This is a genomic window from Rhizobium binae, assembly GCF_017357225.1.
Taxonomy (GTDB): Bacteria; Pseudomonadota; Alphaproteobacteria; order Rhizobiales; family Rhizobiaceae; genus Rhizobium; species Rhizobium binae.
In genome coordinates this window covers 2,360,369-2,386,516 of sequence record NZ_CP071604.1, presented here as the reverse complement: position 1 = coordinate 2,386,516, position 26,148 = coordinate 2,360,369, and the positions used below count along the sequence as shown (strand labels likewise).

General features: G+C 61.4%; 26 protein-coding genes, 1 tRNA gene, 2 pseudogenes and 1 riboswitch. Of the genes and pseudogenes, 14 read left to right on the top strand and 15 right to left on the bottom strand.

All coding sequences use genetic code 11. The annotated features are described in order from the left end of the window. Positions 1–8: 8 nt before the first annotated feature. Positions 9–771 (top strand): annotated as a pseudogene (locus J2J99_RS11725) (IS5 family transposase). A 72-nt stretch (positions 772–843) separates the two neighbouring features. On the opposite strand, the gene J2J99_RS11720 reads toward J2J99_RS11725, so the two are convergent. The 4 genes from J2J99_RS11720 to gcvT all read right to left on the bottom strand — a co-directional run bounded on the left by J2J99_RS11720 (position 844) and on the right by gcvT (position 6,484). Continuing rightward, positions 844–1,884 (bottom strand): glycoside hydrolase family 25 protein, encoded by a 1,041-nt coding sequence (locus tag J2J99_RS11720; RefSeq protein ID WP_168297050.1) that lies wholly within the window; start codon positions 1,882–1,884, stop codon positions 844–846. A 209-nt stretch (positions 1,885–2,093) separates the two neighbouring features. Continuing rightward, positions 2,094–4,958: an aminomethyl-transferring glycine dehydrogenase gene (gene gcvP / locus J2J99_RS11715; RefSeq protein WP_168297051.1), complete on the bottom strand. Its 2,865-nt coding sequence runs from the start codon at positions 4,956–4,958 to the stop codon at positions 2,094–2,096. Next, positions 4,958–5,320: a glycine cleavage system protein GcvH gene (gene gcvH / locus J2J99_RS11710; RefSeq protein ID WP_168297052.1), complete on the bottom strand. Its 363-nt coding sequence runs from the start codon at positions 5,318–5,320 to the stop codon at positions 4,958–4,960. The genes gcvP and gcvH overlap by 1 nt, the downstream gene beginning before the upstream one ends. A gap of 27 nt (positions 5,321–5,347) precedes the next feature. After that, complete coding sequence (gene gcvT, locus J2J99_RS11705; RefSeq protein WP_168297053.1) at positions 5,348–6,484, bottom strand: glycine cleavage system aminomethyltransferase GcvT; 1,137 nt, start codon at positions 6,482–6,484, stop codon at positions 5,348–5,350. 157 nt (positions 6,485–6,641) lie between these two features. Beyond that, positions 6,642–6,733: riboswitch (glycine riboswitch) on the bottom strand. 158 nt (positions 6,734–6,891) lie between these two features. Between gcvT and J2J99_RS11700 the strand changes: the two genes are divergently transcribed. Then, positions 6,892–7,272 (top strand): hypothetical protein, encoded by a 381-nt coding sequence (locus J2J99_RS11700; RefSeq protein ID WP_168297054.1) that lies wholly within the window; start codon positions 6,892–6,894, stop codon positions 7,270–7,272. A 73-nt stretch (positions 7,273–7,345) separates the two neighbouring features. Beyond that, positions 7,346–8,359, top strand: a complete 1,014-nt coding sequence (locus tag J2J99_RS11695; protein WP_168297055.1) for a copper chaperone PCu(A)C domain-containing protein — start codon at positions 7,346–7,348, stop codon at positions 8,357–8,359. Between the two features lie 74 nt (positions 8,360–8,433). Here J2J99_RS11695 and J2J99_RS11690 read toward each other — a convergent pair whose 3' ends face one another. Further along, positions 8,434–8,700, bottom strand: coding sequence for a hypothetical protein (locus tag J2J99_RS11690; RefSeq protein ID WP_097583869.1), 267 nt, complete (start codon positions 8,698–8,700; stop codon positions 8,434–8,436). Between the two features lie 120 nt (positions 8,701–8,820). Between J2J99_RS11690 and crcB the strand changes: the two genes are divergently transcribed. The 7 genes from crcB to J2J99_RS11655 all read left to right on the top strand — a co-directional run bounded on the left by crcB (position 8,821) and on the right by J2J99_RS11655 (position 14,352). After that, positions 8,821–9,198: a fluoride efflux transporter CrcB gene (gene crcB, locus J2J99_RS11685; RefSeq protein ID WP_168297056.1), complete on the top strand. Its 378-nt coding sequence runs from the start codon at positions 8,821–8,823 to the stop codon at positions 9,196–9,198. 94 nt (positions 9,199–9,292) lie between these two features. Further along, on the top strand, positions 9,293–10,291 hold the full coding sequence (locus J2J99_RS11680) for an RluA family pseudouridine synthase (protein WP_168297057.1): 999 nt from the start codon (positions 9,293–9,295) through the stop codon (positions 10,289–10,291). Further along, positions 10,288–10,941 carry an HAD-IA family hydrolase gene (locus J2J99_RS11675; protein WP_168297058.1) on the top strand — a complete coding sequence of 218 codons (654 nt, stop codon included), beginning with the start codon at positions 10,288–10,290 and terminating at the stop codon, positions 10,939–10,941. The genes J2J99_RS11680 and J2J99_RS11675 overlap by 4 nt, the downstream gene beginning before the upstream one ends. Before the next feature lie 9 nt (positions 10,942–10,950). Further along, complete coding sequence (locus J2J99_RS11670) at positions 10,951–11,736, top strand: ATP12 family chaperone protein (RefSeq protein ID WP_168297059.1); 786 nt, start codon at positions 10,951–10,953, stop codon at positions 11,734–11,736. A 67-nt stretch (positions 11,737–11,803) separates the two neighbouring features. Continuing rightward, the gene (locus J2J99_RS11665) at positions 11,804–12,262 is read left to right on the top strand and encodes a calponin homology domain-containing protein (protein ID WP_168297060.1); all 459 of its coding nucleotides are present in this window, start codon (positions 11,804–11,806) and stop codon (positions 12,260–12,262) included. Between the two features lie 25 nt (positions 12,263–12,287). Beyond that, positions 12,288–13,820 carry an acyl-CoA carboxylase subunit beta gene (locus tag J2J99_RS11660; RefSeq protein ID WP_168297061.1) on the top strand — a complete coding sequence of 511 codons (1,533 nt, stop codon included), beginning with the start codon at positions 12,288–12,290 and terminating at the stop codon, positions 13,818–13,820. Between the two features lie 139 nt (positions 13,821–13,959). Then, on the top strand, positions 13,960–14,352 hold the full coding sequence (locus J2J99_RS11655) for a DoxX family protein (RefSeq protein WP_168297062.1): 393 nt from the start codon (positions 13,960–13,962) through the stop codon (positions 14,350–14,352). A gap of 47 nt (positions 14,353–14,399) precedes the next feature. Here J2J99_RS11655 and J2J99_RS11650 read toward each other — a convergent pair whose 3' ends face one another. The 7 genes and pseudogenes from J2J99_RS11650 to lipB all read right to left on the bottom strand — a co-directional run bounded on the left by J2J99_RS11650 (position 14,400) and on the right by lipB (position 21,024). Continuing rightward, positions 14,400–14,714, bottom strand: coding sequence for a DMT family transporter (locus J2J99_RS11650; protein WP_168297063.1), 315 nt, complete (start codon positions 14,712–14,714; stop codon positions 14,400–14,402). Between the two features lie 157 nt (positions 14,715–14,871). After that, positions 14,872–15,339 (bottom strand): YaiI/YqxD family protein, encoded by a 468-nt coding sequence (locus tag J2J99_RS11645; protein ID WP_168297064.1) that lies wholly within the window; start codon positions 15,337–15,339, stop codon positions 14,872–14,874. Then, positions 15,336–15,821, bottom strand: a complete 486-nt coding sequence (locus J2J99_RS11640) for a GNAT family N-acetyltransferase (RefSeq protein ID WP_168297065.1) — start codon at positions 15,819–15,821, stop codon at positions 15,336–15,338. The genes J2J99_RS11645 and J2J99_RS11640 overlap by 4 nt, the downstream gene beginning before the upstream one ends. A gap of 501 nt (positions 15,822–16,322) precedes the next feature. Continuing rightward, positions 16,323–18,332, bottom strand: a complete 2,010-nt coding sequence (locus J2J99_RS11635; RefSeq protein WP_168297066.1) for an acetyl-CoA carboxylase biotin carboxylase subunit — start codon at positions 18,330–18,332, stop codon at positions 16,323–16,325. Positions 18,333–18,407: 75 nt separating this feature from the next. Next, positions 18,408–19,112 (bottom strand): hypothetical protein, encoded by a 705-nt coding sequence (locus tag J2J99_RS11630; RefSeq protein ID WP_168297067.1) that lies wholly within the window; start codon positions 19,110–19,112, stop codon positions 18,408–18,410. A gap of 97 nt (positions 19,113–19,209) precedes the next feature. After that, positions 19,210–20,129: pseudogene (locus J2J99_RS11625) on the bottom strand (DMT family transporter). 175 nt (positions 20,130–20,304) lie between these two features. After that, entirely contained in the window at positions 20,305–21,024 is a 720-nt protein-coding gene (gene lipB, locus J2J99_RS11620; protein WP_168297069.1) for a lipoyl(octanoyl) transferase LipB, read from the bottom strand. Between the two features lie 182 nt (positions 21,025–21,206). Between lipB and J2J99_RS11615 the strand changes: the two genes are divergently transcribed. Further along, a tRNA-Leu gene (locus J2J99_RS11615) sits at positions 21,207–21,291 on the top strand. Positions 21,292–21,583: 292 nt separating this feature from the next. Next, positions 21,584–22,228 (top strand): methyltransferase family protein, encoded by a 645-nt coding sequence (locus J2J99_RS11610; RefSeq protein WP_168297070.1) that lies wholly within the window; start codon positions 21,584–21,586, stop codon positions 22,226–22,228. A gap of 55 nt (positions 22,229–22,283) precedes the next feature. Here the strand turns inward: J2J99_RS11610 and J2J99_RS11605 are convergent, their stop codons facing one another. From J2J99_RS11605 to J2J99_RS11595, 3 genes are all read right to left on the bottom strand, one after another. Next, positions 22,284–22,649, bottom strand: coding sequence for a hypothetical protein (locus J2J99_RS11605; protein ID WP_168297071.1), 366 nt, complete (start codon positions 22,647–22,649; stop codon positions 22,284–22,286). Positions 22,650–22,955: 306 nt separating this feature from the next. Beyond that, positions 22,956–23,468, bottom strand: coding sequence for a BON domain-containing protein (locus J2J99_RS11600; RefSeq protein ID WP_168297072.1), 513 nt, complete (start codon positions 23,466–23,468; stop codon positions 22,956–22,958). A gap of 71 nt (positions 23,469–23,539) precedes the next feature. Further along, on the bottom strand, positions 23,540–24,034 hold the full coding sequence (locus J2J99_RS11595; protein WP_168297073.1) for a peptide deformylase: 495 nt from the start codon (positions 24,032–24,034) through the stop codon (positions 23,540–23,542). A 240-nt stretch (positions 24,035–24,274) separates the two neighbouring features. Between J2J99_RS11595 and mgtE the strand changes: the two genes are divergently transcribed. Beyond that, positions 24,275–25,687 carry a magnesium transporter gene (gene mgtE, locus J2J99_RS11590; RefSeq protein WP_168297074.1) on the top strand — a complete coding sequence of 471 codons (1,413 nt, stop codon included), beginning with the start codon at positions 24,275–24,277 and terminating at the stop codon, positions 25,685–25,687. 65 nt (positions 25,688–25,752) lie between these two features. Next, positions 25,753–26,145, top strand: coding sequence for a MerR family transcriptional regulator (locus J2J99_RS11585; RefSeq protein ID WP_011425479.1), 393 nt, complete (start codon positions 25,753–25,755; stop codon positions 26,143–26,145). The last annotated feature ends 3 nt before the right edge of the window (positions 26,146–26,148 follow it).

Sequence of the window (26,148 nt, the reverse complement as noted above, 5' to 3'; positions counted from 1 at the left end):
GGTCGGCGATGGATGGTGAGGTTCTTCGAGATGACCAGTGGGAGCGGCTGAAGCCGTTTGTGCCCGGTGGTCGCAAAGGCAGGCGCGGCCCTCGCAGTGATGGGCGCCGGTTCTTCGACGCGATACTGTGGCTTGCCCGGTCCGGAGCGCGCTGGCGTGATCTGCCGGAAGACCGTTTCGGCCCCTATCAGACGGTCAAACGGCGCTATTACCGTTGGATCGAGCAGGGCATATTCGACCGGATTTTCGAAGCGGTTTCCGTCGATCCAGACATGGAGTGGTTGTCCATCGACGCCACGGTTATCCGGGCGCAGGCCCAAGCCGCCGGCGGGCGGCGAAAAGGGGGGAGCGCAAGCCCAGGCTCTCGGCCGCTCCCGAGGTGGATTTGGCAGCAAAATCCATGCGGTAGTCGATGCACTGGGATAGCCGGTTCGCTTTCAACTCGGCCCTGGACAACAGAACGACATGGCACCGGCTTGCGACCTTATCCGCGCACTCCCAGCCAAACAGGTGCTCGCGGATCGCGCCTATGATGCCGACAGCTTGCATGACATCATTCTTGATCAAGGCGGCGAGCCAGTCATTCCGCCACGTCGACATCGCAAGCACCAGCATGCTTATGATCGCCTTGCCTACAAACAGCGATGGGGCATTGAGAGCTTCTTCGCCAAGCTCAAACAATGGCGGCGTATCGCAACACGCTACGACAAGCTCGCCGACAACTTCCTCGGCTTCATAAAGCTCACAAGCATCATGCTATGGATCAAATAGTTAATTTGTCACCACGGCCTAGCATGTTGCGGTTTTCGGTCGACATCCTACTCTAGAGCCAAACCTCTCGGTTCACCGTGACGCCACCCAGTCGTGCCAGTCGCTTTCGCTGCCGTTAAAGACGTTGAGGTCGATCTTGCCGTCGACGCCTTCGGAGAGGCCGGAGCCGGAATATTGCCAGAACAGCCATTTGCGGCCGGGATAGACCTTGGAGGGGTGGGCGGCGACCGAGCGCAGCCAGAAGGGATAATCGAGCATCTGGCCCTTCAAATTGTCGCGGTAGAAATCCGGTGCCGTGTAGATGATCGGGCGCTGGCCATAGTGTCGCTCCAGCTTGTCCATGAAGACCTGCATCTTTTCCCGGACGCGGGCCGGGGAAATGCGCCGCTTGCAGCTCGATTCGCCGTTCCATTCGACGTCGATCACGGGCGGAAGCGCGTTTGCTTCTCTCGGCACGTTGCGGATGAACCAATCGGCCTGTTCGCCGGCCGTCCGGCACCAGTAGAAGAAGTGATAGGCGCCGTGTTTCAGGCCAGCTTCCTTGGCCCGGCGCCAGTTCTTCCTGAACATCGGATCGAGGTGATCGCCGCCGTCGGTCGCCTTGATGTAGACGAAGTTCGCGCCTTGCTGCCGCAGAGTGTCCCAATCGATCTCGCCTTGCCAGCGCGAGACGTCGACGCCATGCACGGCGAGCTTTCGAGGTGAAGTCGAGCCGAAGTTGATCGGTTTGGCGTCGCGGAACCGGTGGCTATAAATTCGCGAGCGCGTCGGTGATTTCGGGCCGGCATCCGGGTCGATCCCCGGATTGGCAGGCATCAACATCGCAACCGGCCGTTCCGTCGGCATCGGCATGCCGACCGGTCTTTCCGCCGGCACCAGCGCCTGAGGTTCCGGAACCGATCCGGTCCAGCTCAATGCTTCCTGCGGCGGGCTTGCCTGCGGGGCGGCGTCGCCAACGGCAGCGGCCGGTATCGGGCCGTTCGGCTTCGTGATGGCGTTGGTGGTTTCCTTCGATGGCACAGGGGTGAGTACATCTTCAGCGCCGGAACTTGTAGAGCATCCCGACAGGATCACGGCGGCGAGGAGAATTGCTGATACAGCCGATGGACGCATAAGAACCTGCACGCAAAACCAAGATCGACGGCGACGTTTCCGGTCGGGAAAACCGCCCATTTGGAATTGCTAACAGACACTTGCTAAGAAAGGTTAAATTTGAATCCAATGCCTTGAAAAGGGGCCGGGTTCATTCCGCTGCTCGCCGCCTGTACAAGGCCGGCGTGCAAGCCCTCCCGAACGAAACGGGAGGGCTTGTGCAATTGCTGTTATTCCGCGGCCTCGGCGTAGCTTTCCACCGGCGGGCAGGTGCAGATCAGGTTGCGGTCGCCGTAGACATTGTCGACGCGGTTGACCGGTGACCAGTATTTGTCGACGCGGAAGGCGCCGGGCGGGAAGCAGGCCTGTTCGCGCGAATAGGGGCGGTCCCATTCGCCGACAAGGTCTTCCACCGTGTGCGGGGCATTCTTCAGCGGGTTGTTTGCCTTGTCCATGCGGCCTTCCTCGATGGCGCGCGCTTCCTCGCGGATCGCCAGCATCGCCTCGCAGAAACGATCGAGCTCGGCCTTGGTCTCGCTTTCCGTCGGCTCGATCATCAGCGTGCCTGCCACCGGCCAGCTCATGGTCGGTGCATGGAAGCCGCAGTCGATCAGCCGCTTGGCGACATCGTCGACGGTGACGCCGGCGCTGTCGACCAGCGGCCGCGTGTCGATGATGCATTCATGCGCGACGCGGCCGGTTTTCGACTTGTAGAGTACGTCATAGGCACCCTTCAGCCGGGCGGCGATATAGTTGGCGTTGAGGATCGCCACCTTGGTTGCCTGCGTCAAGCCCTCGCCGCCCATCATCAGGCAATAGCTCCAGGAGATCGGCAGGATCGAAGCCGACCCAAAGGCTGCGGCCGAAACTGCGCCCGGACGGCCGTCGGTCTCGGGATGACCGGGCAGGTGCGGGGCCAGATGGGCCTTGACGCCGATCGGGCCCATGCCCGGGCCGCCGCCGCCATGCGGGATGCAGAAGGTCTTGTGCAGGTTGAGATGGGAAACGTCGGAGCCGATGTCACCAGGGCGGGACAGGCCGACCATGGCGTTCATGTTGGCGCCATCGAGATAGACCTGGCCGCCATGCTTGTGCACCAGATCGCAGATCTCCTTGACCGTCTCCTCGAACACGCCGTGCGTCGAGGGATAGGTGATCATGCAGCAGGAAAGATTTGCCGCATGCTCCTCGGCCTTGGCGCGGAAGTCCTCCATGTCGATATCGCCATTCTCACGCACCTTGACGACGACTACCTTCATGCCGACCATCTGCGCCGAGGCAGGATTGGTGCCGTGCGCGGAAGTCGGGATCAGGCAGACGTCGCGATGCCCTTCGCCATTGGCGATGTGGTAGTTGCGGATCGTCAAAAGGCCGGCATATTCGCCTTGGGCGCCGGAATTCGGCTGCATCGAGAAGGCATCGTAGCCGGTAACGGCGCAGAGCTTTTCCGTCAGATCGTCGAGCATTTCGCGATAACCGAGTGCCTGGTCGGCCGGCACGAAGGGATGGATATCGGAAAATTCAGGCCAGGTGATCGGCAGCATTTCCGCCGTTGCGTTCAGCTTCATCGTGCAGGAGCCGAGCGGAATCATGGCGCGGTCGAGGGCGAGATCCCGGTCGGAAAGCCGGCGAATATAACGCGTCATCTCGCTCTCGGCCCGGTTCATGTGAAAGATTGGATGAGTGAGATAGTCGGTGGTCCGGAGCAGGCCCTTCGGCAGGCGGTAGGAGGGCTCGAAATCGGCGATCGTGAAATTGCCGCCGAAGGCGCGCCAGACAGCTTCGAGGGTCGCGGGCCGCGTGCGCTCGTCGAGGCTCATGCCGATCTTCGTCTCGCCGACCTTGCGCAAATTGACGCCCTCGGCGACGGCGGCGCGCAGGATGAGCCCCTGCATGTGGCCGACATCGACGGTGATCGTGTCGAAGAAGCTTTCCGGTTCAACCTTATAGCCGAGCTTTTCCAGGCCCTTGGCCATCAGCACGGCCTTCTGGTGCACCTGCTGGGCGATCGCCTTGATGCCATCAGGCCCGTGGAAGACCGTATACATCGACGCCATGACGGCAAGCAGCACCTGGGCGGTGCAGATGTTCGAGGTGGCCTTCTCGCGGCGGATATGCTGTTCGCGGGTCTGCAGCGACAGGCGGTAGGCGCGGTTGCCACGGGCGTCGACGGAAACGCCGACAAGGCGGCCGGGCATGGAGCGTTTGATGGCGTCCTTGACCGCCATGTAGGCGGCATGCGGGCCGCCGTAGCCGACGGGAACGCCGAAGCGCTGCGAGGAGCCGACGGCGATGTCGGCGCCCATTTCGCCGGGTGATTTCAACAGCGTCAGCGCCAGGATGTCGGCGGCGACGACGGATATGGCGCCCGCCTGGTGCAGGCGTGCGATCAGGCCGGTGAAATCATGCAGGTGACCATGGGTGCCGGGATACTGGAAGATCGCCCCGAAGACGTCGACGGGATCGAGATCGGTGAAGGGATTGCCGACGATGACGCTCCAGCCGAGCGGCTCGGCGCGGGTGCGGATGAGGGCGATGGTCTGGGGATGGCAGTCGGCATCGACGAAGAAAGCCTTCGCCTTCGATTTGGAGACGCGCTCGGCCATCGCCATGCCTTCGGCAGCGGCGGTCGCCTCGTCGAGCAGCGAGGCGTTGGCGACATCGAGGCCGGTCAAGTCGCAGATCATCGTCTGGTAGTTCAAGAGCGCTTCCAACCGGCCCTGGCTGATCTCAGGCTGATAGGGCGTGTAAGCCGTATACCAGGCAGGATTCTCCAGGATGTTCCGCTGGATGACCGGCGGCGTGATCGTGCCGTAGTAGCCCTGGCCGATCAGCGAGACCAGCACCTTGTTCTTGTTGGCGGTCTCGCGCAGCTTGTCGAGCGCCTCGCGCTCGGTCATCGGCGCGCCCCAGACGAGGGGCGCCTTCTGGCGGATCGAGGGCGGCAGCGTCGCGTCGATCAGCCCGTCGAGGCTGTTGTAGCCGATCACCTTCAGCATATCGTTCATTTCGGCGGGCGAGGGACCGATGTGACGGCGATTGGCGAAGTCGTAGGGCTGGTAATCGGTGAACTGGAATTCGGTCGGCGTCGTCATTACGCGGTGAGCTCCTTATAGGCCGCCTCGTCGAGCAGGCCGTCGGCATCGGCACGGTTCTTGAGCTTCAGCTTGAAGAACCAGCCGGCGCCCTGTGGGTCGGAGTTGACGAGCGAGGGATCGGCGACGATCGCCTCGTTGACCTCGGTGATTTCGCCATCGAGCGGACAATAGACTTCGGAAGCAGCCTTGACGGATTCGACGGTCGCGGCATCGTCGTTCTTCGCGAAGCTCTTGCCGACTTCCGGCAGCTCGACGAAGACGAGATCGCCGAGCTGTTCGACGGCAAAGGTGGTGATGCCGACGGTCGCGACATCGCCGTCAAGCTCGAGCCATTCATGTTCAGCGGTAAATTTCAGCATGGAAATATCCTCTCGGAAAACTGGGTTTCAGCGTTTGTAAGTCGGCTTGACGAAGGGCAGGGCGGAGACTGTGACGGGCAGGAACTTGCCGCGGACTTCAGCATAGACCAGCGTGCCCACGGCAGCGTGAGATAACGGCACATAGCCCATGGCGACAGGGCCCTCGACGCTGGGGCCGAAGCCGCCCGAGGTGACTTCGCCGATTTCGGTCCGGCCTTCGGCTTCGGCATAGAGCCTGGCATGGCCGCGCACCGGCGCCTTGCCTTCCGGCTTCAGGCCGACGCGGCGGCGGGCGGCGCCGTTTTCGAGTTCGGAGAGAATGCGGCCGGAACCTGGAAAGCCGCCGGCGCGGACGCCGCCGGCGCGCCGCGCCTTCTGCATCGCCCATTCCAGCGCGGCCTCGACCGGCGAGGTGGTCGTGTCGATATCGTTGCCAAAGAGGCAGAGGCCGGCTTCCAGGCGCAGCGAATCACGGGCGCCGAGACCGATCGCCTGAACGTCGGGATGTTCGAGCAACCGCATGGTGACATCCTCGGCCTTATCGGCGGGAATCGAGATTTCGAAGCCATCCTCACCGCTATAGCCCGAACGCGAGACGAGACAGGAAACGTCGTGCAGACGGCAGTGGCGCACATCCATGAACTTCATCGCCGCGACATCGGCCCAGAGTTCGGCGAGAACCTCGACGGCGCGCGGCCCTTGCAGCGCGATCAAAGCGCGATTCAGAAGCGTGATGTCGCACCGGTCGCCAATATGGGCCTGGAGGTGGGCGAGGTCGGCTTCCTTGCAGGAGGCGTTGACGACGACGAAGAGGTGGTCGTCGAGATGGGTGATCATCAGATCGTCGAGAATGCCGCCGGTGTCGTCGGTGAAGAAGCCGTAGCGCTGGCGACCCTCGGCGAGGCCGAGGATGTCGACCGGCACCAGGCTTTCGAGCGCCAGCGCCGCATCCTCATAGCTGCCCGACTTCGCTTTCACGATGACCTGGCCCATATGCGAGACGTCGAAGAGGCCGGCCTCTGTACGGGTGTGAAGATGCTCCTTCATCACGCCGGCGGGATATTGCACCGGCATGTCGTAACCCGCGAATGGCACCATGCGGGCGCCGAGCGAAAGATGCAGGGCATGCAGCGGGGTTTTCTTCAGGGCAGCAGTATCGTCCAAACGACGCCTCCGGGGTTTGCGCCTTGTTGCGAAGGCGCGGGCTCAAATCTGAAGGCGCGGCTGCGCACTTCTCTCCTGAGCCCCCTCTGTCCTTGACGCCTGAGATTGTTATCCCTTCGGCGAGCGTTTCGAGAACGCTTCTCTCCAGAGTTCCGTCTGCCCCTTGCTGGTCCTTTGGCCTGAGAGTTTCCGGGGCGGTTGCTCCTTCGGCACCGGTGGCAAAGCACCGGATTCTCCCAACAAGGTTGACGGCAATTATCCGGCGAGCGTAGCGCTTGGCAAGGCCAAATGTCGTGACCGGACAAATTTTTGTCGCCATAGTCAGGTCCGGCCCCGAGCTGCGGCAAATCTGCTTTTGCATTGGGCAGGAAAAACGGCTATCGCGACTTGCTGTTGAAGGGGATCTCATGCGGCAGAACGGACTGAAAGCGACGCTCTTCCTGCGCATGCTTTGCGCCTTGAGCCTGCTTTTGCTCGGATTCGCCCATCAAGCGCCGCAGGCTGTCGCTTCCGATGGATATGATGCCGCGGCCTACATGCTGCCCGATGGCACCTTTGCCTCGCTCTGCGTCACCGAGAATGAGGCCGAAGGCAAGACTGTCGGCTTCAAGCCGAATTGTGAAGCCTGCCGGCTGTCTGCCTCGGTGATCCTGCCGAAGCCGGATTCGGGTTCGTGGCTGGAGCGCAAGCTCGCCTCTCTCGTCAATTCACCGATCGAGACCGCAGCCGTTGCCGGCGTCAGCGCCGTCACCCAGCCGAATTCCCGCGCCCCTCCGGTCCTCATCTGACCTGCCCTTGCAACCGAAGATGAAGCGTGCCGGTTCGCCCAACAGAAGATCGCGGCCGGCGAGGAGATATCCGATGAAGACCATCAAGACATTTGGCAAGACATTCCCGCTTGCCGCCCTTCTTTCTGCAACCGCCTTTGCCGGCGCCGAGGCGCATGTGAGCTTTCTCGACAAGGAGGTGAGCCAGGAAAGCACCATTATCGCCACGCTACAGGTGCCACATGGCTGCGACGGCAAGGCGACCACCGAGGTGCGGGTCAAGCTGCCGGAAGGCTTCATCTTGGCCAAGCCGCAGCCGAAGGCCGGCTGGGAGCTCGAAGTGATCAAAGGCGACTACCAGAAGACCTATGACAATCACGGTGACAAGCTGAAGACGGGCGCGGTCGAGATTCGTTGGAAGAACGGCAATCTCTCTGACGATTTTTACGACACCTTCGTCATCCAGGGTAAGGTGTCAGGGGTTGAAGCCGGCACCTCGCTCGCCTTCCCGGTGATCCAGATGTGCGGCGATGCGGTCGCCGCCTGGGATCAGGTGGCGGAGGAGGGCAGCGACCCGCATGGGATAAAAAGCCCGGCGCCGCTCCTTGAGGTCGTCGCGGGCAATAGCCATGGTCACGACCACGACATGCCCGGCATGGACATGACCGGTAAGGCCGGCATGGACATGACCGGCATGCCGGCTGCAGCGTCGGCCGGCGAAACGGTCAAGGCCGGCGATCTCGAAATATCAGGCGGTTTCGCCAAGGCGATGCTGCCCGGTCAGCCGGTCGGCGGCGGCTTCTTCACGGTGAAGAATAGCGGCCAGACGGACGATCGCTTGGTGTCGGTAACCTCGCCGGCTGCCGGCGAGGTTCAACTCCATGCGATGGAAACCAAGGACAATGTCATGCGGATGCGGGAGCTGAAGGATGGCATCGTCATCGCTGCTGGCGAAACCGTCAAGCTCGAGCCCGGCAATTTGCATCTGATGTTCCAGAAGGTGAAAACGCCGTTCAAGCAGGGCGATACCGTGCCCGTGACGCTGACCTTCGAGAAGGCCGGCAAGGTCGACCTGGTGCTGCAGGTGCTGTCGGCCCAGGGCAAGTGACAGCGCAGTCCAAGAGCCCGCGGCCCTGGCTGCGGGCTCATACCAGGGTTGGTTTCGTTCGGAAAGCGGCTGCCTCAGACGTCCTCGTAGGATTGCAGAGCCTGCTTGAGGCCGGTCTGCGGCTGGCGGTTGCCTTTGGCCATCAGGTCGAGCGCCACTTCCGTCGATTGAATGATGCTGGAGGGCTCCTCGGCCTGGTCGGGGCTTTCGGCCTTCAATTGCCGGTCGGCAATGCGCTTTGCATCACGCGCTGCCGTGCTCGTTGCCACACGCTGCGGGATCCTCAGCGATTCGAAGGCAATGGCGGCGGTGTTGGCCGATATGGACAGGAGCTGCGTCATGCCGTCACGGTATCGGCATGATCTTGGCGCTATCCTAAGAAAATCATTGGCATTTTACTGAGTGCTGGGAATTCGCGCGATTGGATTGGAGTTGATCCCGAATTGCGGTAAATCCGGCTTATGATTCAGGCTCTCCTTGTCGCCCTCGGCGGCGCTATCGGTTCCGTGCTCAGATATTACGTCGGCCAATGGGCGCTGAGGCTCGTGGGGCCCGCCTTTCCCTGGGGCACGCTCGCCGTCAATGTGGTCGGCTGCTTTGTCATCGGCGTCTTTGCCGAGCTGATCGCGCGCAAGTTCAACGCCTCGCTAGAGCTGCGCCTTTTGCTGATTACCGGCTTTCTCGGTGGCTTCACCACCTTCTCGGCCTTCTCGCTGGATGCGATCTACTTGTTCGAGCGCGGTGAGGCCGTCGCCGGCGGGATCTACATCGCTGCAAGCGTCGGGCTTTCGATGGCGGCTGTCATCGCCGGGCTTGCCGTGATGCGCGCTTTGGCTTGATTTCGATTCCGGTTTCCGTTTTGTGTGAAAATGCTCTAAAGGCTGCGGCAAGAACGCCGGCTCGGCCCGTGCGGCAATTTCCGAAAGATCGACGATGGCTGGCATAGAACATATCAAGGTTGAACCCGACGAAGCCGGCATGCGGCTCGATCGCTGGTTCAAGGTACATTTTCCCGGGCTCGGCTTCGGTCCGCTGCAGAAGCTCTTGCGCTCCGGCCAGGTGCGCGTCGACGGCGGCCGTGTCAAATCGGATGCGCGCGTGCAGCCCGGCCAGATGGTGCGCGTGCCGCCGCTCGATGTCGACGCGAAGCTGAAATCCGGTCCGATTGCCGGCAAGGATCTCAAGCACTCCAGCGACTTCGAACTCCTGTCGCGCATGGTGCTGCATGAGGACGAAAAGGTGATCGTCCTCAACAAGCCGCCCGGGCTTGCGGTGCAGGGCGGCTCGGGCGTCGCCAGGCATATCGACCAGATGCTCGAAGCATGGATCAGCCCCAAAGGCGAAAAGCCGCGGCTCGTCCACCGCCTGGACCGCGACACATCGGGTGTTCTTGTCATCGCCCGAACGCGCGGCGCCGCCCAGAAACTGACGGCCGCCTTCCGCGAGCGTGACACCAAGAAGACCTACTGGTCACTGGTCAAGGGAGTGCCGCGCAAGCACGAGGACAAGATCTCGACCTGGCTCGTCAAGGAGCCGACCGCCGACGGCGACCGGATGCGGATTGCCAAGCACGGCGAGGACGGGGCCGACCACGCCGTCTCCTACTACCGCGTCGTCGAGACTGCCGCCCAGCGTCTCGCATGGCTGGAGATGGAGCCCTATACGGGGCGAACGCACCAGCTCCGTGTTCATGCGCTTCATATCGGCCATCCGATTATCGGCGACCCCAAATACTTCGATGATGATCCGAACTGGGATTTTCCAGGCGGCGTTCAGAAACGTCTGCATCTGCACGCTCGCCATATCGATATCCCGCATCCCTCGGGCGGGCGGCTGCGCGTGACCGCGCCTTTGCCGCCGCATATGGTGCAGAGCTGGAACCTGCTCGGCTTTGATGAAAACTCGGCTCCTATCCTGGATGATGAAGCATGAAACTTGCGCTTTTTGATTGCGACGGCACACTGGTCGACAGCGCCGGGCTGATCCACGAAACCATGCGCCGCACCTTCGAGAAGTTCGGCAAAGCGGAACCTCGGTTCGAGGACACCAAGGCCATTATCGGCCTGTCGCTAGATATCGCGATCGCCCGGATGCAGGGCAGGCCGCATGTCGAGCAGCAAGACATCGACATGACGGCGCATTATAAATCGCTGTTTACAGTTGTGCGTCAGGATCTCGACTACAGGGAGCCGCTGTTTCCCGGCATTCGCGAGATGATCGACGCGATCAGCGGCCGCGAGAACCTGCTGATCGGCGCGGTGACCGGCAAATCCCGGCGTGGGCTCAACCTCGTGATGGAGACGCACGGCTTCGACCAGCATTTCGTCGTTGCCCGCACTGCCGATGATTGCCCGTCCAAGCCGCATCCGGCCATGGTGACGGAATGCTGTGACGAAATCGGCATGAATGCGCGCGACGCCATTGTCATTGGCGACGCGGTTTACGATATGCAGATGGCAAAGGCCGCCGGTGCCAAGGCGATCGGCGTTGCCTGGGGCTATGCCAGCGTGGATGCGCTGATCGCCAATGGCGCCGATGCGATCGCCTATCATCCAAACGAGATATTGCGCCATTTTTCCTGAGGTGAGCCCATGCGCGATCTGCTGAACGATCATTCCGAAGGCCTGAGTCATCCCGATCCCATCCGCCGGTCGCAGATCCAGATGAAGAAGCCGCTGCCGAAGCGCTTCTACGCCGAAGTCGCTGTCGCCGAGCATGAGAGTGGTTTTTCGATTGCACTCGACGGCAAAATGGTCCGCACGCCGGCACGGCAGGTTCTCGCCGTGCCGACCGAGGCGCTCGCGCAGCTTGTCTCCGCCGAATGGCAGGCCCAGGGCGAGGAGATCGATCCCGTGACCATGCCGGCGACGCGGCTGGTCAATACCGCGCTCGACGGCGTGGCAACCAATGCCCAGGCAACCTTCGAAGATATCCTGCGCTTTTCCTCGAGCGACCTCCTCTGCTACCGCGCGGACGGCCCCGAACGGCTGGTCGAGCGCCAGCGTGAGCGCTGGGATCCGGTCCTCGACTGGGCGGCAAATGATCTGGGCGCCCGCTTCATCCTCATCGAAGGGGTGATGCACCATGAACAGCCGCGCGAGGCGACCGCAGCCTTCGCCGTGACGCTGGCGCGGCATCAGAGCCCGATTGCGCTCGCCGCTCTCCACACCATCACGACGCTGACCGGCTCGGCGATTCTGGCGCTCGCCTTGGCCGAGGCTCGGCTGACGGTCGAGGAGGTGTGGTCGCTTGCCCACCTCGACGAGGACTGGACAATCGAACATTGGGGGCGTGATGAGGAAGCCGAGGAGCGCCGCGCCAAGCGCTTTGTCGAGTTCAAGGCGGCGGCGGACGTTTTTTTCGCCCTAAGCACCTGAAACATATTGCCTTCCCGGGCATTATGACGAAATCTGCGACTCCAACGGGGTGGTGCGGGATTTTGCGATGAATTGGCTGAGGTCGTGTTTTTGCCGAGCCGCACTCGTCTGTATTGCGCTCACGGCCTGCGCCAACCTTTTGGGCCCGAAGCCTGCGGCGCCGCTCTACGATGTGCGTAGTGCGGTCGTTCTCTCCGGACCGAACATGCCGGCCGAGCTGCTCTCCGGCATCAACGACCGCGTCAATGCCGCGATCAATGCCACCGTGCGTGATACCATGCTGCCGCGGGTTGTTCTGACGATCCGGGTGGTTTCCATCCAGAAAGGTCTCGGCTTCCAAAAGGACCGCAACGTCGCCAAGATCAGCGTCGACGCGGCTTCCGTGGAGGATGGGTCGGTGATCGCCGTCAGCGCCTTTGACGTGACCAGCATGGCCGCCGATCCCAAGCTTGCCGACGATATCATCGCCGAGGATGTGGCAGCCAGGATTCGCTCGGTTTTCTCGCTCAGCGGACGAAGCCGCTAGCCTACGCAGCGGCAAGGGAGATTGCATGAAGGAAATTCTCGAAGAACTGGAACGCCGCCGCGGCATTGCCCGCCTGGGCGGCGGCAAGACGCGTATCGAGGCCCAGCATAAGCGTGGCAAGCTGACCGCGCGCGAGCGCATCGACCTCTTCCTCGACGAAGGCTCCTTCGAGGAGTTCGACATGTTCGTCGAACATCGCTCGACCGATTTCGGGATGGACAAGAGCCGTATCGCCGGCGACGGCGTCGTCACCGGCTGGGGTACAGTCAACGGCCGCACGGTCTTCGTCTTCGCCAAGGACTTCACCGTCTTCGGCGGTTCGCTTTCGGAGGCGCATGCCGAGAAGATCATGAAGGTGCAGGACATGGCGCTGAAGAACCGCGCCCCGATCGTCGGCATCTATGATGCAGGCGGCGCCCGCATCCAGGAAGGCGTGGCGGCACTTGGCGGTTATGCCGAGGTGTTCCAGCGTAACGTGCTGGCTTCCGGCGTCATCCCGCAGATTTCGGTGATCATGGGGCCTTGTGCCGGCGGCGACGTCTATTCGCCTGCGATGACCGATTTCATCTTCATGGTGCGCGATACATCCTACATGTTCGTCACCGGCCCCGATGTGGTGAAAACAGTCACCAACGAGACGGTAACCGCTGAAGAGCTCGGCGGCGCCGTGGTGCACACGACGCGCTCATCGATCGCCGACGGCGCCTATGACAATGATGTCGAGACGCTGCTGCAAGTGCGCCGACTGATCGATTTCCTGCCGCTTTCGAATACCGCGCCGTTGCCAGAGATCGAATGTTACCAGTCTGTGACGGAGACCGACGCCTCACTCGATACGCTGGTACCGGCGAGCGCAAACAAGCCTTACGACATCAAGGAACTGATCCGGAAGGTGGCGGACGAGGGGGATTTCTTCGAGATCCAGGCGAGCTTTGCCGGAAACATCGTCTGCGGCTTCGGCCGTATCGAAGGCTCCACCGTCGGTTTCGTCGCCAACCAGCCGATGGTGCTGGCCGGCGTGCTCGACAGCGACGCGTCGCGCAAAGCCGCCCGCTTCGTGCGCTTCTGCGACTGCTTCAACATTCCGATCGTCACCTTCGTCGACGTGCCGGGCTTCCTGCCGGGCACTGCGCAGGAATATGGCGGGTTGATCAAGCATGGCGCCAAGCTGCTTTTTGCCTATGCGGAGGCGACGGTGCCGAAGCTCACCGTCATCACCCGCAAGGCCTTCGGCGGCGCCTATGACGTGATGGCGTCGAAGCATCTGCGCGGCGACTTGAACTATGCCTGGCCGACGGCGCAGATCGCCGTGATGGGTGCCAAGGGCGCCGTCGAGATCATCTTCCGCAAGGATATCGCCGATCCTGAGAAGATCGCCGAACATACGAAAATGTACGAGGACCGGTTCCTTTCACCCTTCGTCGCCGCCGAGCGCGGTTATGTCGACGAGGTGATCATGCCGCATTCGACCCGGCGGCGGCTGGCGCGCGGCCTGAAGATGCTGCGCAACAAGGATCTCGCCAATCCCTGGAAGAAACACGACAACATCCCGCTCTAAGAATCTCCACCGAACAAAGTCGCACGGCCGGGTGTTTATCCGCTGTCGAAAAAGTGAACGTCCGTCAGCGATCCGTGTGTTCAATCCTTGCCGGTGACAAGCTAACGCTCGGCTGCATTGTCTTAAATGGAGAGGTTTAATGTCAACTTTCGAGCGTCTTTCCGCCTATCGCCCCTATGGGCTGGCCGCTCTCAGAATCATCACCGCGCTGCTGTTCATCGAACACGGCACGATGAAGCTTTTCGGCTTTCCTGCTTCGCAGATGTCCGGATCGCTGCCGCCGCTGATGCTGTTCGCGGCTCTTCTCGAGCTTGTCGGCGGCGTCCTCATTCTCGTCGGCCTGCTGACGCGTCCGGTCGCCTTCCTGCTTGCCGGCGAAATGGCGGTCGCCTATTTCATGGCGCATGCGCCGAACAGTTTCTTCCCTGCTATCAACCAGGGCGACGCTGCGATCCTGTTCTGCTTCGTCTTCCTCTACCTGTTTTTCTCCGGTCCCGGCGCTCTTGCCGTCGATAACCGCAAGACGGCCTGAGCAGATATAACTGCGGGGCGTGACGATGCCCCGCAGCGATTTCCTTCTCAGGCGGTCAGCTTGAGACCGGCGATGCCGCCGGCAATTAGCAGGATGCAGGCAAGACGCGAGACACTTGCCTCATCGCCGAGCAGCCAGACGCCGAGTAGCACGGTGCCGACCGTGCCGATTCCGGTCCAGACCGCATAGGCGGTGCCGATCGGCAGGTGCTTCACTGCCATGCCGAGCAAGACGACGCTCACCACCATCGAGATGACGGTCAGTGCCGTCGGCAACGGCCGTGTGAAACCCTCAGTGTATTTAAGTCCGATCGCCCAGCCACATTCGAAAAGACCAGCGAGAAAAAGCAGAAACCAGGCCATAAGCCTCTCCTTGTTGAAGAGCGAGGCCGTCCCCGCGACGGTTGCGTCCTCAGGACGCCGCAGTCGTCTGCGATCGTGTCTATATGCGTGAGGGGACGGCTGTGTTCAAGGTAGGAATCCGCATGGCCGCCATGCCACCCGTTTCATGCCCGCGTGATCAGGACTGACCGCCAGCCTCGGCTGAAAGGCTCTTGGCGCGGCGGCAGAGCCGATCAAAGGTTTCGAGGAAACGTGAACGATCTTTCGGGCTGAAGGCGGCGTTATAGCCCTTGCTCTCGCCGGTTTCGCGCAAATGCGCGCCGAGATCGCGCATGGCGCTGGCCATGCCGATATTGGTCTCGTCGAAGACACGGCCCGTCGGGCCGCTGACGAAAGCTCCGGTGGCGACGCAGCGCACGGCGAGCGGCACGTCGGCTGTGACCACGACGTCGCCCCGACCGGCGTGCTCGGCGATCCAGTTGTCGGCGGCATCGAAGGCGTTGGAGACGATGACGTTGTGAACCATAGGATCGCGGGAAGGACGCAGGCCGGAATTGGCGACGAAGGTAACTTCGAGGCCGTGGCGTTCGGCAACTTTCAGGACTTCCGGCTTCACCGGGCAGGCATCGGCATCGACATAGATCATGACAATATCCCTGCCGGCTGGACGGCGGGCTGGCGGACCATATCGATATGAGGAATGCCGTCTTCCAGATATTCCTCCGATGCCACGACGAAACCGAAGCTTTCGTAGAATCGACGCAGGTGGGCCTGCGCCGACAAGGCGATCGCTCGTTCCGGATAAAGTCGCTCGCAAGCGGAGATCGCTTCGCTCATCAAAGCATCGCCCAGCCGCCTGCCGCGATGGGCGGGCGAGACGACGACGCGACCGATCTTTGAGGGTTCCTGCGGCTCGTGCGGTTTCAGAATCCGTGCTGAAGCCAAGAGTTTGCCGCTCTCCATCAGCCGTAGATGCAGGGCGTCGACATCCTTGCCGTCGAGCTCCGGATAGGGGCAGCTTTGCTCGACGACGAAAACGTCGACGCGCATTCTCAGAAGATCATAGAGTTCCCGCGCCGAGAACTCATCGAACCCCCTGAGGTCGGTCGTGTAAGCCGTCGAAGCCATGAATAGAATCCACGTTTAGCTGCCTCGCCGGAGTGCTGAGGTCTAGGTTTTCCGTATATGTACGACGGGACGGCTGACTTCAAGCGAGGAAATAGCTGCTCCCATTTCGGGAATCCGCCTAAATTTCGCGAACGTACTGATGAAAGTTCAAGCCGTACGCATGAGGAGCGTCTAGCGGAGGCTGCTGCGGCTCGGTCGAGTGAACGTGGATTCGCCCGGACGCATTAAGTCCCACCTCCCGACCAATCGTCACGACCATGTCGATAGTCTCGTTGTCGCTCGCCCAGCCTGTATCGAAAAGAAGACTGCCACGCCCGCCGTGGTGCCAAAATCCGAGTTGGAGATCATGACCTCTCCGTCTGCAATTGCGGTGAAATGGCGGAAAGCCGTTTTCAGCTTCCCGTTCGCAGTTTCAATTTCCAGTTCTTGAGCAAATTCAAAACGAGTTTCACGCTGCGAGCAGAAGTCCGAATTGCATCAGTTCAAGGTCGGCCATCTCACTCAAGCGAACTCCATGATCACCGCATCGACGGCAAGGCTTTCACCGGCCGCGGCTTTGATCTTCGCGACCACCAGATCGCGGTCGGCGCGCAAGACATTTTCCATCTTCATCGCCTCGACGATCGCAAGCGTCTCGCCGGCCTTGACCTCCTGGCCCTCGGCGACCGCAATGGACACGACGAGGCCGGGCATCGGGCAAAGGAGGAGCTTCGACGTATCGGGCGGCAACTTTACCGGCATCAGCTTATCCAGTTCAGCATGGCGCGGCGAAAAGACCTTGGCGGTGACGGACAGCCCCTGCCAGTCAATGCGCAGGCCGTTGAGAACGGGACGGATCTGGGCAGTAATATCCCGGCCGCCGACCTTGCCGCCCCAGACCGGATCTCCCGGTCGCCAGTCGGTGACAACGCTCCGGTTTTCGCCCTCTACCGCCATGTCCATAGCGAAGGGGATGGTGACGAGGCCGTCGAGCAATCTGACATTGACGTAGTTTTCGTCTGTTTTGACCACCCAATGCTCACGCAGCGTGCCGGATGCGGCGCGCAGGCGATCGGCAAAATCTTCGCGGCGGTTCGTCTCGATCAACGAAGCCGACAGCGCAATCGCGGCAAGCGTTGCTTCCTCCTGGCTGTCCGGCTTCATCGGTGCGAAGCCGTCAGGATATTCCTCGGCGATGAAACCGGTGGAAAGCCGGCCCTCGCGCCAGCGGGGATGTTTCATCAGCGCCGACAGGAAGGGGACATTGTGTTCGATCCCATCGACGACGAAACCGTCAAGCGCCCGGCCCATGGCGTCGATGGCCTCGCCGCGCGTCGGCGCCCAGGTGCAGAGCTTGGCGATCATCGGGTCGTAATACATCGAGATCTCCGCACCCTCGAAGACGCCGGTATCGTTGCGGATGACGACATTGCCAATCCGGCCTTCCGCCGGCGGGCGGTAGCGCGTCAGGCGGCCGATCGAAGGCAGGAAGTTGCGGTATGGGTCTTCGGCATAGAGCCGGCTTTCGATCGCCCAGCCGTCGAGGCGGACATCCGCCTGCTCGAAGCTGAGCGGCTCGCCGGCAGCGACCCGGATCATTTGTTCGACGAGATCGATGCCGGTGACGAGTTCGGTGACGGGGTGCTCGACCTGCAGGCGGGTGTTCATTTCGAGGAAATAGAAGTTGCGGTCGCGGTCGACGATGAATTCGACGGTGCCGGCGCTCTGATATTCGACGGCTTTGGCCAGCGCCACCGATTGTTCGCCCATGGCCTTGCGGGTGTTTTCGTCGAGGAAAGGCGAGGGTGCCTCTTCGGCCACTTTCTGGTTGCGCCGCTGAATCGAGCATTCGCGTTCGCCGAGATAGACGACCTTGCCATGCGCATCGGCCAGCACCTGGATCTCGATATGGCGCGGCTCGACGACGAATTTCTCGATGAAGACGCGGTCGTCTCCGAAGGAACTTTTCGCCTCCGAGCGGGCGCGCTCGAAGCCGTCGCGAACCTCGGCCTTGTTCCAGGCGATGCGCATGCCCTTGCCGCCACCGCCGGCCGAGGCCTTGATCATGACGGGATAGCCGATTGCGCCAGCGATCGTTTCCGCATGGGCGGCATCCTCGATGATGCCGAGATGGCCGGGCACGGTGGAGACGCCGGCGGCATTGGCGAATTTCTTCGATTCGATCTTGTCGCCCATCGCCATGATTGCCTTCGGCTTCGGGCCGATGAAGACGACGCCTTGTTTTTCCAGTTCGGCGCAGAAGGAGGCTCGCTCGGAAAGAAAACCGTAGCCGGGATGCACCGCCTCGGCGCTCATCGCCTTGCAGGCGGCGATGATGTTTTCGGCGACCAGATAACTTTCCGAGGCTGCAGCGGGGCCGATATGCACGGCCTCGTCGGCCATCTCGACATGCAACGCATCCCGATCCGCATCCGAATAGACCGCAACGGTCGAAATGCCCATGCGGCGCGCGGTCTTGATCACGCGGCAGGCAATCTCGCCGCGATTCGCGATCAGGATTTTCTTGAACATCGAGACTCCACCCAGAAATGCGTTCCGGAGTTTTACGCATAAAACACCGGAACGCACAATCGGGCTTGAGAAAGCTCAGGCGAAGGTAGCTTCGACAACCGGTTCTTCGTCGACGATGCGAAGCCAGCGGCTGCGGCGTGGCTCGGGACGATCGCGCAGTTCGACGGCAGCCATGATGCCGGCCCAATGCGGATGGTTGGCGGCCGCCAGGGTTGCCTGCTCGATCTGCTGAAAGACACCATATTCGGCCGGAGACACGACAATGACGCCGCCTGCGGCGATGTTTCTGAAGATGCGCATCGTAAAGTCGACGTCCTGGCGGGTTATGCTCCTTCTGTCGGCGGCGCGCGACAGCTTGTAGCCGCCGATGCCGTCGGTGATCGCCAGGCGCAACTGGTCGAGGGCAAGCGCCCGCAGTTCACCCGGGACATCGGCCGAAATCTCCATGACGTGGAGAATGAGCTCGAGCTCCAGCGCCGAGTTGACGACGCCATCGGTGGTGAACATGCGCATGATCCAGGCAACGCTGATTTCATCCAACGAGCCCTGCGGATAGGTGTGGTTGACGATGAAACCGGCGAGCTGCTCCACGAAGAAAGCGTTCCACTCGGCACATTTTTCAGGACAGGAATTGTTGAGCGCCAACATCGCCACGACATCCTGGGATGTCCGGATTCCCTCAGGAAAAGCATGTTTGCGCAGTAATGCGATATCTTCGGCCGCCAGCCGATGCTTGCCGGCCACGACACAGGCCGGAAAAGCGAGACGGAATTCGCTCATGTTTTAACTCCAGGCTTCATCATGAAGCCGGAGACAGTTTTATCGCCTGCGAATTGACGATCCCTCAAGAAGAGGCGTTAACCCGACATTCCCGAAATCAGGAGGATTTTAGCGATTGTGCTGCTGCCGCTCGCGCCAGATGATGAAAAGGCCCGATGCAACGATGATGTAGATGCCGATCCACTTGGAAAAACTCGGGAAATCGTTGAACAGCGCATAGCCGAGCACGGTGGCCGATATGATCTCGAAGTATTGGAACGGCGCAAGCAGCGACAGCGGCGCAAGCCGGAAAGCCCGGACCACCAGCATATGCGCATATCCGGAGATCGAGCCGAGGGCGAGAAGCAGCGCGAGACCGAGGCCGGAGGCAGGCAGGGAGATGGCGAAATCCGCACTGCCGGCGGCGCTGCCGACGAGAAGGGCGGCGGCCATGAAGACCGTTCCGCCAATGCCGGCCATCGTCTGCATGGTGAGCGGCGAATCGGCCTCGCCGATCGCGCGATTGAGGAAAAGATAGAGCGAGAACAGAAAGGCGCATGCGACCGGCAGCAGCGCCTTGAGGCCGAAAATCTCGTAACTGGGCTGAATGACGATCATCGCGCCGCCGAAACCGACCGCGATCGCCATCCAGCGGCGCCAGCCAACCTTCTCTCCAAGCAACACAGCCGACATGGCGGTCAGCATGAAGGGCTCGACGAAATAGATGGCGAAGACGTCTGCAAGTGGCATGTATTTGACGGCGACGAAGAACAGCAGGCTTGCAGCCCCGTGCAGCACGCCGCGCAGAATATTCATCCACGGTCGTTTGGCCGAAACCGCCTTGAGCCCGAAGAGAGCGACGAGGATCGGCAGGGTGCAAGCGATTTGGAAAAAGAATCGGTAGAAGGTCACCTGGCCCGGCGACATCGCCTCGAAGGTTGCCATGTATTTCGCGATGGCGTCCATGGTCGGCAGGATGAACATGGCGCCGGACATGATGGCCATGCCCTGCAGGGAGTTTTGACGGGGCTCTGACATGACGTCCGATTCTTGCGGGAATGGTGCCCATCAATCACAGGAAAGCCGGACAAATCAAGCCCACGAAACTTCGCTAAAGCATGTGCGCAAAGGGTGCAGCGGTGCGGGAACGACAGCGGAAAACAAAAACCGAGAGCGCAAGAGGCGATCTGAAGGATCGCGAAGCGCCTCGCGGTCAGGGCTCGTTCACGGTCTCGCCAAAAACCGTCTCAAAAGCGGCGCGTAGCCTGATATCGACATCCGCCATCATGACGGGCAGGCCGAGGTCGACCAGGCTGGTCACGCCATAGGCCGATATCCCGCAGGGCACGATGCCGCCGAAATGCTCGAGGTCCGGATCGACATTCAGCGACAGGCCGTGGAAGGTCACCCATTTGCGCAAGCGGATGCCGAGGGCGGCGATCTTGTCTTCAGCCATGGCTCCGTTGGGCAGCGGTGGTTTTTCCGGCCGGCGCACCCAGACGCCGACACGATCCTCGCGGCGTTCGCCGCGCACGTTCATCATGTCGAGCGTGCGAATGACGACCTCCTCGAGGGCGGCGACGAAGGCGCGCACATCCTGGCGCCGGCGCTTCAGGTCGAGCATGACGTAGGCGACGCGCTGACCGGGTCCGTGATAGGTGTATTCGCCGCCGCGTCCCGTCGCAAAGACCGGGAACCGATCCGGTTGGACGAGGTCGCTCGCATTGGCGCTGGTGCCAGCGGTATAGAGCGGCGGATGCTCGACCAGCCAGACAAGCTCGTCGCCGCCCTCTGCGATCGCCGCTACCTCCCGCTCCATCGCTTCTACCGCTTCCTCATAGGCGACGAGCCCATCGGCGATGCGCCAGCGCACCGGGCGGCTATCGAGTTTGGGTAGCATGGAGAATTCGAGATCGGTGCGAAGCATGGCCATTCCTTGCCGCTTGCCCTGAAATGCCTGACAATTAGGGGCGGCAGGCACACTATATGGACCCGTTTTCCAGCCAATTCAAATGCTGTCAAAGGATTTCAAAAAAACTGTCACATCGCCCTTGTGCACCCCAAATGCTTTTGCTACATGCTGCCCCGCCGACGCAAATCGGCACCTACCACGATGCGGTCGTGGCGGAATTGGTAGACGCGCAGCGTTGAGGTCGCTGTGGGGCAACCCGTGGAAGTTCGAGTCTTCTCGACCGCACCATCCCTTTTCAGGGAACGCTCGCCGGCCGATTATTTCGGTATGGCTTGATTACCTTTGGATATGTGCGACGCGGCCGGTTGGCCATGATTGCCGCGCGTCGGACATGAGCGTTGATGACGGTGAAACACGTCGGACCGATCTCAACCGCGACCCACGCGATCAGCAGTTCTCGAAGGTCGCGATGTGATTTTGAGACACCTCTGCGAGATTTCCCGTAAACGGCTTAACCCGCCATTAGTTGCGGCCAAGATATATGTCGGCCCAGTGTGTATCTGCGGAAGCATTGGGTATAATGAAGACAAAAAACGCGGCAAGCGGGTCGTTCCTCGACATCTATTTCGTCCTCGACATCATCGAGAAGGTTCTCGTCGTTTATCTTTTTGTCGCGATTGTGCTGCGCATCCTGCCGCAGGCTCACGGTGACAGAGCGATTATCGATTGCCTGCTGCTCGTCTCGGAAGGTGCTGCCGCCTTTCTGATCCTGACCCGCCGACCGACGAGGAGTGCGTCGCTGCGGGTCTATGACTGGACTGTCACCGCCATAGGAACGCTCTTCCCGCTGCTCGTCTCGCCAACGACGACGGAGCCGCTTGCGCCGCTTTGGCTGTGTGGAATGGTGATGTGTCTCGGCTTTATCCTGCAAATCTCCGCAAAGCTGGTATTGCGGCGAAGCTTCGGTCTGGTGCCGGCCAATCGCGGCGTCAAGATTGGCGGTCCCTACCGGTTTGTCCGCCACCCGATGTATGCGGGCTATTTGATGACGCATGTCAGTTTCTTCCTGGCCAATCCGTCGGTCTTGAATTTCGCCATTTATGCGACGGCGCTTGCCGCGCAATGTCTGCGGCTGCTGGCGGAGGAACGGCTGCTCAAGGAGGATCCCGCCTACAGGGCCTTCATGGCCACGACGCGTTACCGGCTCGTTCCATTCGTGTTCTAAGCGTTCGAAGCGGATTGGAGGGAAGGGGCCGGTTTGCCGGCCCCTTTCGGTTGGATCAATGCGTTGCGCGGCAGGCTTCGGTGCGCGAGGCGCCGCTGTCGGCTCCTTTCGTATGGGAGCCGCTCGGACCGACCATGCTGTGGCACGGGGGCAGGGGCTTGATGCTTGCGGTCGCCATCTTGTCGACGGCGGGAGCGGCCATGGGGGACGGGGCGAAGCCGTCGCTGTCATTGGTGTAATCGCTGGAATAGGCCGGAGCCTTGCGGTTGCTGTAGCGGACCGGAGCGGGCTTGGACATCGGGCTCGGCGCGAAGCCGTCACTGTCATTGGTGTAATCGTCGGAATATGTCGGCTGAGCGAAGGCTGCGCCCGCGAGGCTGACGGCGAACAGGGATGCGGCGAGGGCAAATTTGATGCGCATGGTTTCTTCTCCTCAATCTGTTGTTGAATTCAACAACATAACCATCCCCGGCGATTCAAGAATTCGCGCCGCAATTCAGGCGAAATTGTGAACGGAATACGGTTGGTTGAAAACCTTTTGTTCAAATGAAATCACGGTCTTGTCAATGAACTCGACGTCTTCGTTATGGCAGCCGCCTAACAAAATGATCGACGAATTGCCCGCCCTCACTACAATCGGAAATTGTTAACTTTTGGTAATATTAAACGGAGCCTATGGGAGGCAGCAGCCCGCCTCCCGTCCTAATGGCGATGTCGAGAGTGACGTTCAGTCTTCGTTGGGGATATGGGCGTCGACGCCGGTCAGCTGCAGCCTGTTGCGGACATGATGGACGCCGTCGACAGAAAGCGCGCCGAGCTCGACCTTGCGGGCAATGCCGATCGTCTCCACCGAACCTTCCAGGGTTATGACATGGCCATCGGCATGGACCTCGATGCTGTTGATGTCGACTTCCGGAATGTTTTCGAGATTGTCGTTTACCCGCGCCTCGAGCTCGTCGCTGTCGTCGCGATCGATCGTGCCGGCGCGCAGCGAATCCTTCAGGCGGTTCTCGTTGCCGTTCTTATCCGTGCCATCGATGCGAAATCCCCGGTTGGGGTCGCTGTCGAAATTTGCCTTGGTCTCGCCGTAAGGGCGGTTGGCTGGATCGCCGGCAGCGGTGCCGTCAGCGTAGGGCCAGCCATCGTCGAGATTGCGTTCTTCGAGGTCGCGATAATCTTCTTCACGGGAAAGCTCCGGGGCCTCGCGTGAAATCGGGGGCTTGTCACCGATCCTTGCCATTACAGTCGCTCCTTGTTTCTCTGCGGGAGAACGTCGACAGAGGCGAATGGTTCGCTGCGCCGGGTGATTTGTCAGCCTCGGGCTTTCTCCCATTTTTTGACGAGGCGGTCGCGCTTCAGCCGCGAAAGCCGCTGCAGCCAGAAGATGCCGTCGAGCTGGTCGACCTCGTGCTGGATGCAAATGGCGAGGAAGTCGTCGGCGGACTCGTCGTGGATCTTGCCGTCTACATCCTGGTAGCGGAAGCGGATCGCCCGCGGGCGCGTGACGTCGTCGGTCGCGCCGGGCATGGAGACACTGCCCTCGGCGTGGATCATCGTCTCCTGCGACCGCCAGGTGATCACGGGATTGACATAGAGGCGAACGCCGTCGGCCCGGTCCAGCTCGAGCACCGTCACACGAAGGAAGACGCCGATATGGGCGGCGGTGATGCCGACGCCGGGGGCTGCGCGCATCGTCGCCAGCAGGTCGTCGGCCAGCGTGGCCAGCGATGCATCGAAGGCCGTGACCGGCGCGCAGACGGTCTTCAGGCCCGGATGCGGATAGCGCAGGATTGGGCGGACGGGCATGAAGCGGCTTCCTCTGATTGAGCGGGTGGGGGAAACTATAGCCAGCCGCAGGCATTGTCATCAGGACGCGCGGTTTGGCGCTTTACGGCAGGGACGCTTTGAGCTAGCAGGAGCTGGAATTCCGACTGCGGGAGCCGCACGCGGGATTTACTATCCGCTTGTTGACAATGTGTTTTCGGCCGACATTTGCGAGTGCGGCGCGGCCGTCGTTGAAATTCGAACCAGGTGCGAGGGCGGCAGATGACGACGAGCGATACGGACGACCGCATTCGCCGGCGCGATGACGAGGAAGCGGATATTTACGACGAGGACGGCAATGTCCGCGGCGATTTCCTGGCCCTCGTCGGCGCCGCGATCGCCGATCGCGATACGCTGTTCCTGCGCCAGAATGTCGCCCGCCTGCATGAATCCGAAATAGGCGATCTGCTGGAATCGATCCAGCCGGATCAGCGTCTGGCGCTGGTGCGCCTGCTCGGCGAAGATTTCGACATGACGGCGCTGACCGAGGTCGACGAGGCGATCCGCCGCGAGATCGTCGACCAGATGCCGAACGAGCAGATTGCCGCCGCGATCGGCGATCTCGACTCGGACGATGCGGTCTACATTCTCGAAGATCTCGACAAGGAAGACCGGGAAGAGATCCTTGCGCAGCTGCCATTCACCGAGCGGGTGCGGCTGCGCCGGGCACTCGACTATCCCGAAAGTTCGGCCGGGCGCCGCATGCAGACGGAATTCGTCGCCGTGCCGCCGTTCTGGACGGTCGGCCAGACGATCGACTACATGCGCGACGAGGAGAATCTGCCCTATTCCTTCTCGCAGATCTTCGTCATCGATCCGACCTTCAAGCTGCTCGGCGCCGTCGATCTCGATCAGATCCTGCGCACCAAGCGGCAGACGAAGATCGAGCAGATCATGCGCGAAACCAACCATCCGATTCCGGCCGAGATGGACCAGGAAGAGGCCGCCCAGCTCTTCGAACAGTACGACCTTCTGTCGGCCGCCGTCGTCGACGAAAACGACCGGCTGGTCGGCGTGCTGACCATCGACGACGTCGTCGACGTCATCCACGAAGAAGCGGACGAGGACATCAAGCGCCTCGGCGGCGTCGGCGACGAAGAGCTGTCGGACAATGTGATTTCGACCGCGCGCTCGCGCTTCCTCTGGCTGCTGATCAACCTTGCCACGGCGATGCTGTCGGCGAGCGTCATCGGCCTGTTCGACGCTTCGATTGAGAAGATGATAGCGCTTGCGGTGCTGATGCCGATCGTCGCCTCGATGGGCGGCAATGCCGGCACGCAGACGATGACTGTGACGGTGCGCGCGCTCGCCACCCGCGATCTCGACATCTACAATGCCGGCCGCATCATCCGCAGAGAGGCAGGCGTCGGCATTCTCAATGGCGTCATCTTCGCGACGATCATGGGCGCGATCGCCGGCTCCTGGTTCCACGACTACCAGCTCGGCGGGGTGATCGCGGCGGCGATGATCATCAATCTGATGGCGGCAGCCCTTGCCGGCATCCTGTTGCCGCTGCTGCTCGACAAGATGGGGGCTGATCCGGCCATCGCCTCCTCGGTCTTCGTCACCACGGTGACCGACTGTACCGGTTTCTTCGCCTTTCTCGGCATCGCGACTTGGTGGTTCGGCATTTGAATGGTCGCCGAAATTGACTATTACGTAAAAGTCAATATTATTGCCGGTTCGACGACGGGGAAGACATGCCGGTGAACAAATACTACAGCATAACGGAGCTCACGCGCGAATTCGGTGTCTCGACGCGCACGCTCCGATTCTACGAAGACGAAGGACTGATCCATCCGGAGCGGCGCGGGCGCACCCGTCTCTTCCGGCCGGCCGACCGACGGCTGATCGGCGAAATCCTGCGCGGGCGGCGGATCGGTTTCACCATCGCGGAGATTCGCGAGATCATCCAGGTCTACAAGGAGCCACCGGGCGAACTCGGCCAGCTGAAGCTTCTGATGAAGCGCGTCGACGAGAAGCGTGAGGACCTGCGCCAGAAGCGCAAGGATATAGACGACACGCTGACCGAACTCGACAACATTGAAGAGGCCTGCCTCGGCCGCCTCGCCGAAATCGGCGTCACTACCTGACAA

Bases quoted from the DNA above. Each gene is read 5' to 3' on its own strand.
- J2J99_RS11645 (WP_168297064.1), bottom strand. From the start codon at position 15,339: ATGATCTATGTCGATGCCGATGCCTGCCCGGTGAAGCCGGAAGTCCTG.
- J2J99_RS11640 (WP_168297065.1), bottom strand. From the start codon at position 15,821: ATGGCTTCGACGGCTTACACGACCGACCTCAGGGGGTTCGATGAGTTC.
- J2J99_RS11635 (WP_168297066.1), bottom strand. From the start codon at position 18,332: ATGTTCAAGAAAATCCTGATCGCGAATCGCGGCGAGATTGCCTGCCGC.
- J2J99_RS11630 (WP_168297067.1), bottom strand. From the start codon at position 19,112: ATGAGCGAATTCCGTCTCGCTTTTCCGGCCTGTGTCGTGGCCGGCAAG.
- J2J99_RS11680 (WP_168297057.1), top strand. From the start codon at position 9,293: ATGGCTGGCATAGAACATATCAAGGTTGAACCCGACGAAGCCGGCATG.
- J2J99_RS11695 (WP_168297055.1), top strand. From the start codon at position 7,346: ATGAAGACCATCAAGACATTTGGCAAGACATTCCCGCTTGCCGCCCTT.
- J2J99_RS11600 (WP_168297072.1), bottom strand. From the start codon at position 23,468: ATGGCAAGGATCGGTGACAAGCCCCCGATTTCACGCGAGGCCCCGGAG.
- J2J99_RS11675 (WP_168297058.1), top strand. From the start codon at position 10,288: ATGAAACTTGCGCTTTTTGATTGCGACGGCACACTGGTCGACAGCGCC.
- J2J99_RS11610 (WP_168297070.1), top strand. From the start codon at position 21,584: ATGAAGACAAAAAACGCGGCAAGCGGGTCGTTCCTCGACATCTATTTC.
- crcB (WP_168297056.1), top strand. From the start codon at position 8,821: ATGATTCAGGCTCTCCTTGTCGCCCTCGGCGGCGCTATCGGTTCCGTG.
- J2J99_RS11605 (WP_168297071.1), bottom strand. From the start codon at position 22,649: ATGCGCATCAAATTTGCCCTCGCCGCATCCCTGTTCGCCGTCAGCCTC.
- gcvH (WP_168297052.1), bottom strand. From the start codon at position 5,320: ATGCTGAAATTTACCGCTGAACATGAATGGCTCGAGCTTGACGGCGAT.
- gcvP (WP_168297051.1), bottom strand. From the start codon at position 4,958: ATGACGACGCCGACCGAATTCCAGTTCACCGATTACCAGCCCTACGAC.
- lipB (WP_168297069.1), bottom strand. From the start codon at position 21,024: ATGGCCATGCTTCGCACCGATCTCGAATTCTCCATGCTACCCAAACTC.
- J2J99_RS11690 (WP_097583869.1), bottom strand. From the start codon at position 8,700: ATGACGCAGCTCCTGTCCATATCGGCCAACACCGCCGCCATTGCCTTC.
- J2J99_RS11595 (WP_168297073.1), bottom strand. From the start codon at position 24,034: ATGCCCGTCCGCCCAATCCTGCGCTATCCGCATCCGGGCCTGAAGACC.
- J2J99_RS11670 (WP_168297059.1), top strand. From the start codon at position 10,951: ATGCGCGATCTGCTGAACGATCATTCCGAAGGCCTGAGTCATCCCGAT.
- J2J99_RS11655 (WP_168297062.1), top strand. From the start codon at position 13,960: ATGTCAACTTTCGAGCGTCTTTCCGCCTATCGCCCCTATGGGCTGGCC.
- J2J99_RS11650 (WP_168297063.1), bottom strand. From the start codon at position 14,714: ATGGCCTGGTTTCTGCTTTTTCTCGCTGGTCTTTTCGAATGTGGCTGG.
- J2J99_RS11700 (WP_168297054.1), top strand. From the start codon at position 6,892: ATGCGGCAGAACGGACTGAAAGCGACGCTCTTCCTGCGCATGCTTTGC.
- J2J99_RS11660 (WP_168297061.1), top strand. From the start codon at position 12,288: ATGAAGGAAATTCTCGAAGAACTGGAACGCCGCCGCGGCATTGCCCGC.
- J2J99_RS11665 (WP_168297060.1), top strand. From the start codon at position 11,804: ATGAATTGGCTGAGGTCGTGTTTTTGCCGAGCCGCACTCGTCTGTATT.
- J2J99_RS11585 (WP_011425479.1), top strand. From the start codon at position 25,753: ATGCCGGTGAACAAATACTACAGCATAACGGAGCTCACGCGCGAATTC.
- mgtE (WP_168297074.1), top strand. From the start codon at position 24,275: ATGACGACGAGCGATACGGACGACCGCATTCGCCGGCGCGATGACGAG.
- J2J99_RS11720 (WP_168297050.1), bottom strand. From the start codon at position 1,884: ATGCGTCCATCGGCTGTATCAGCAATTCTCCTCGCCGCCGTGATCCTG.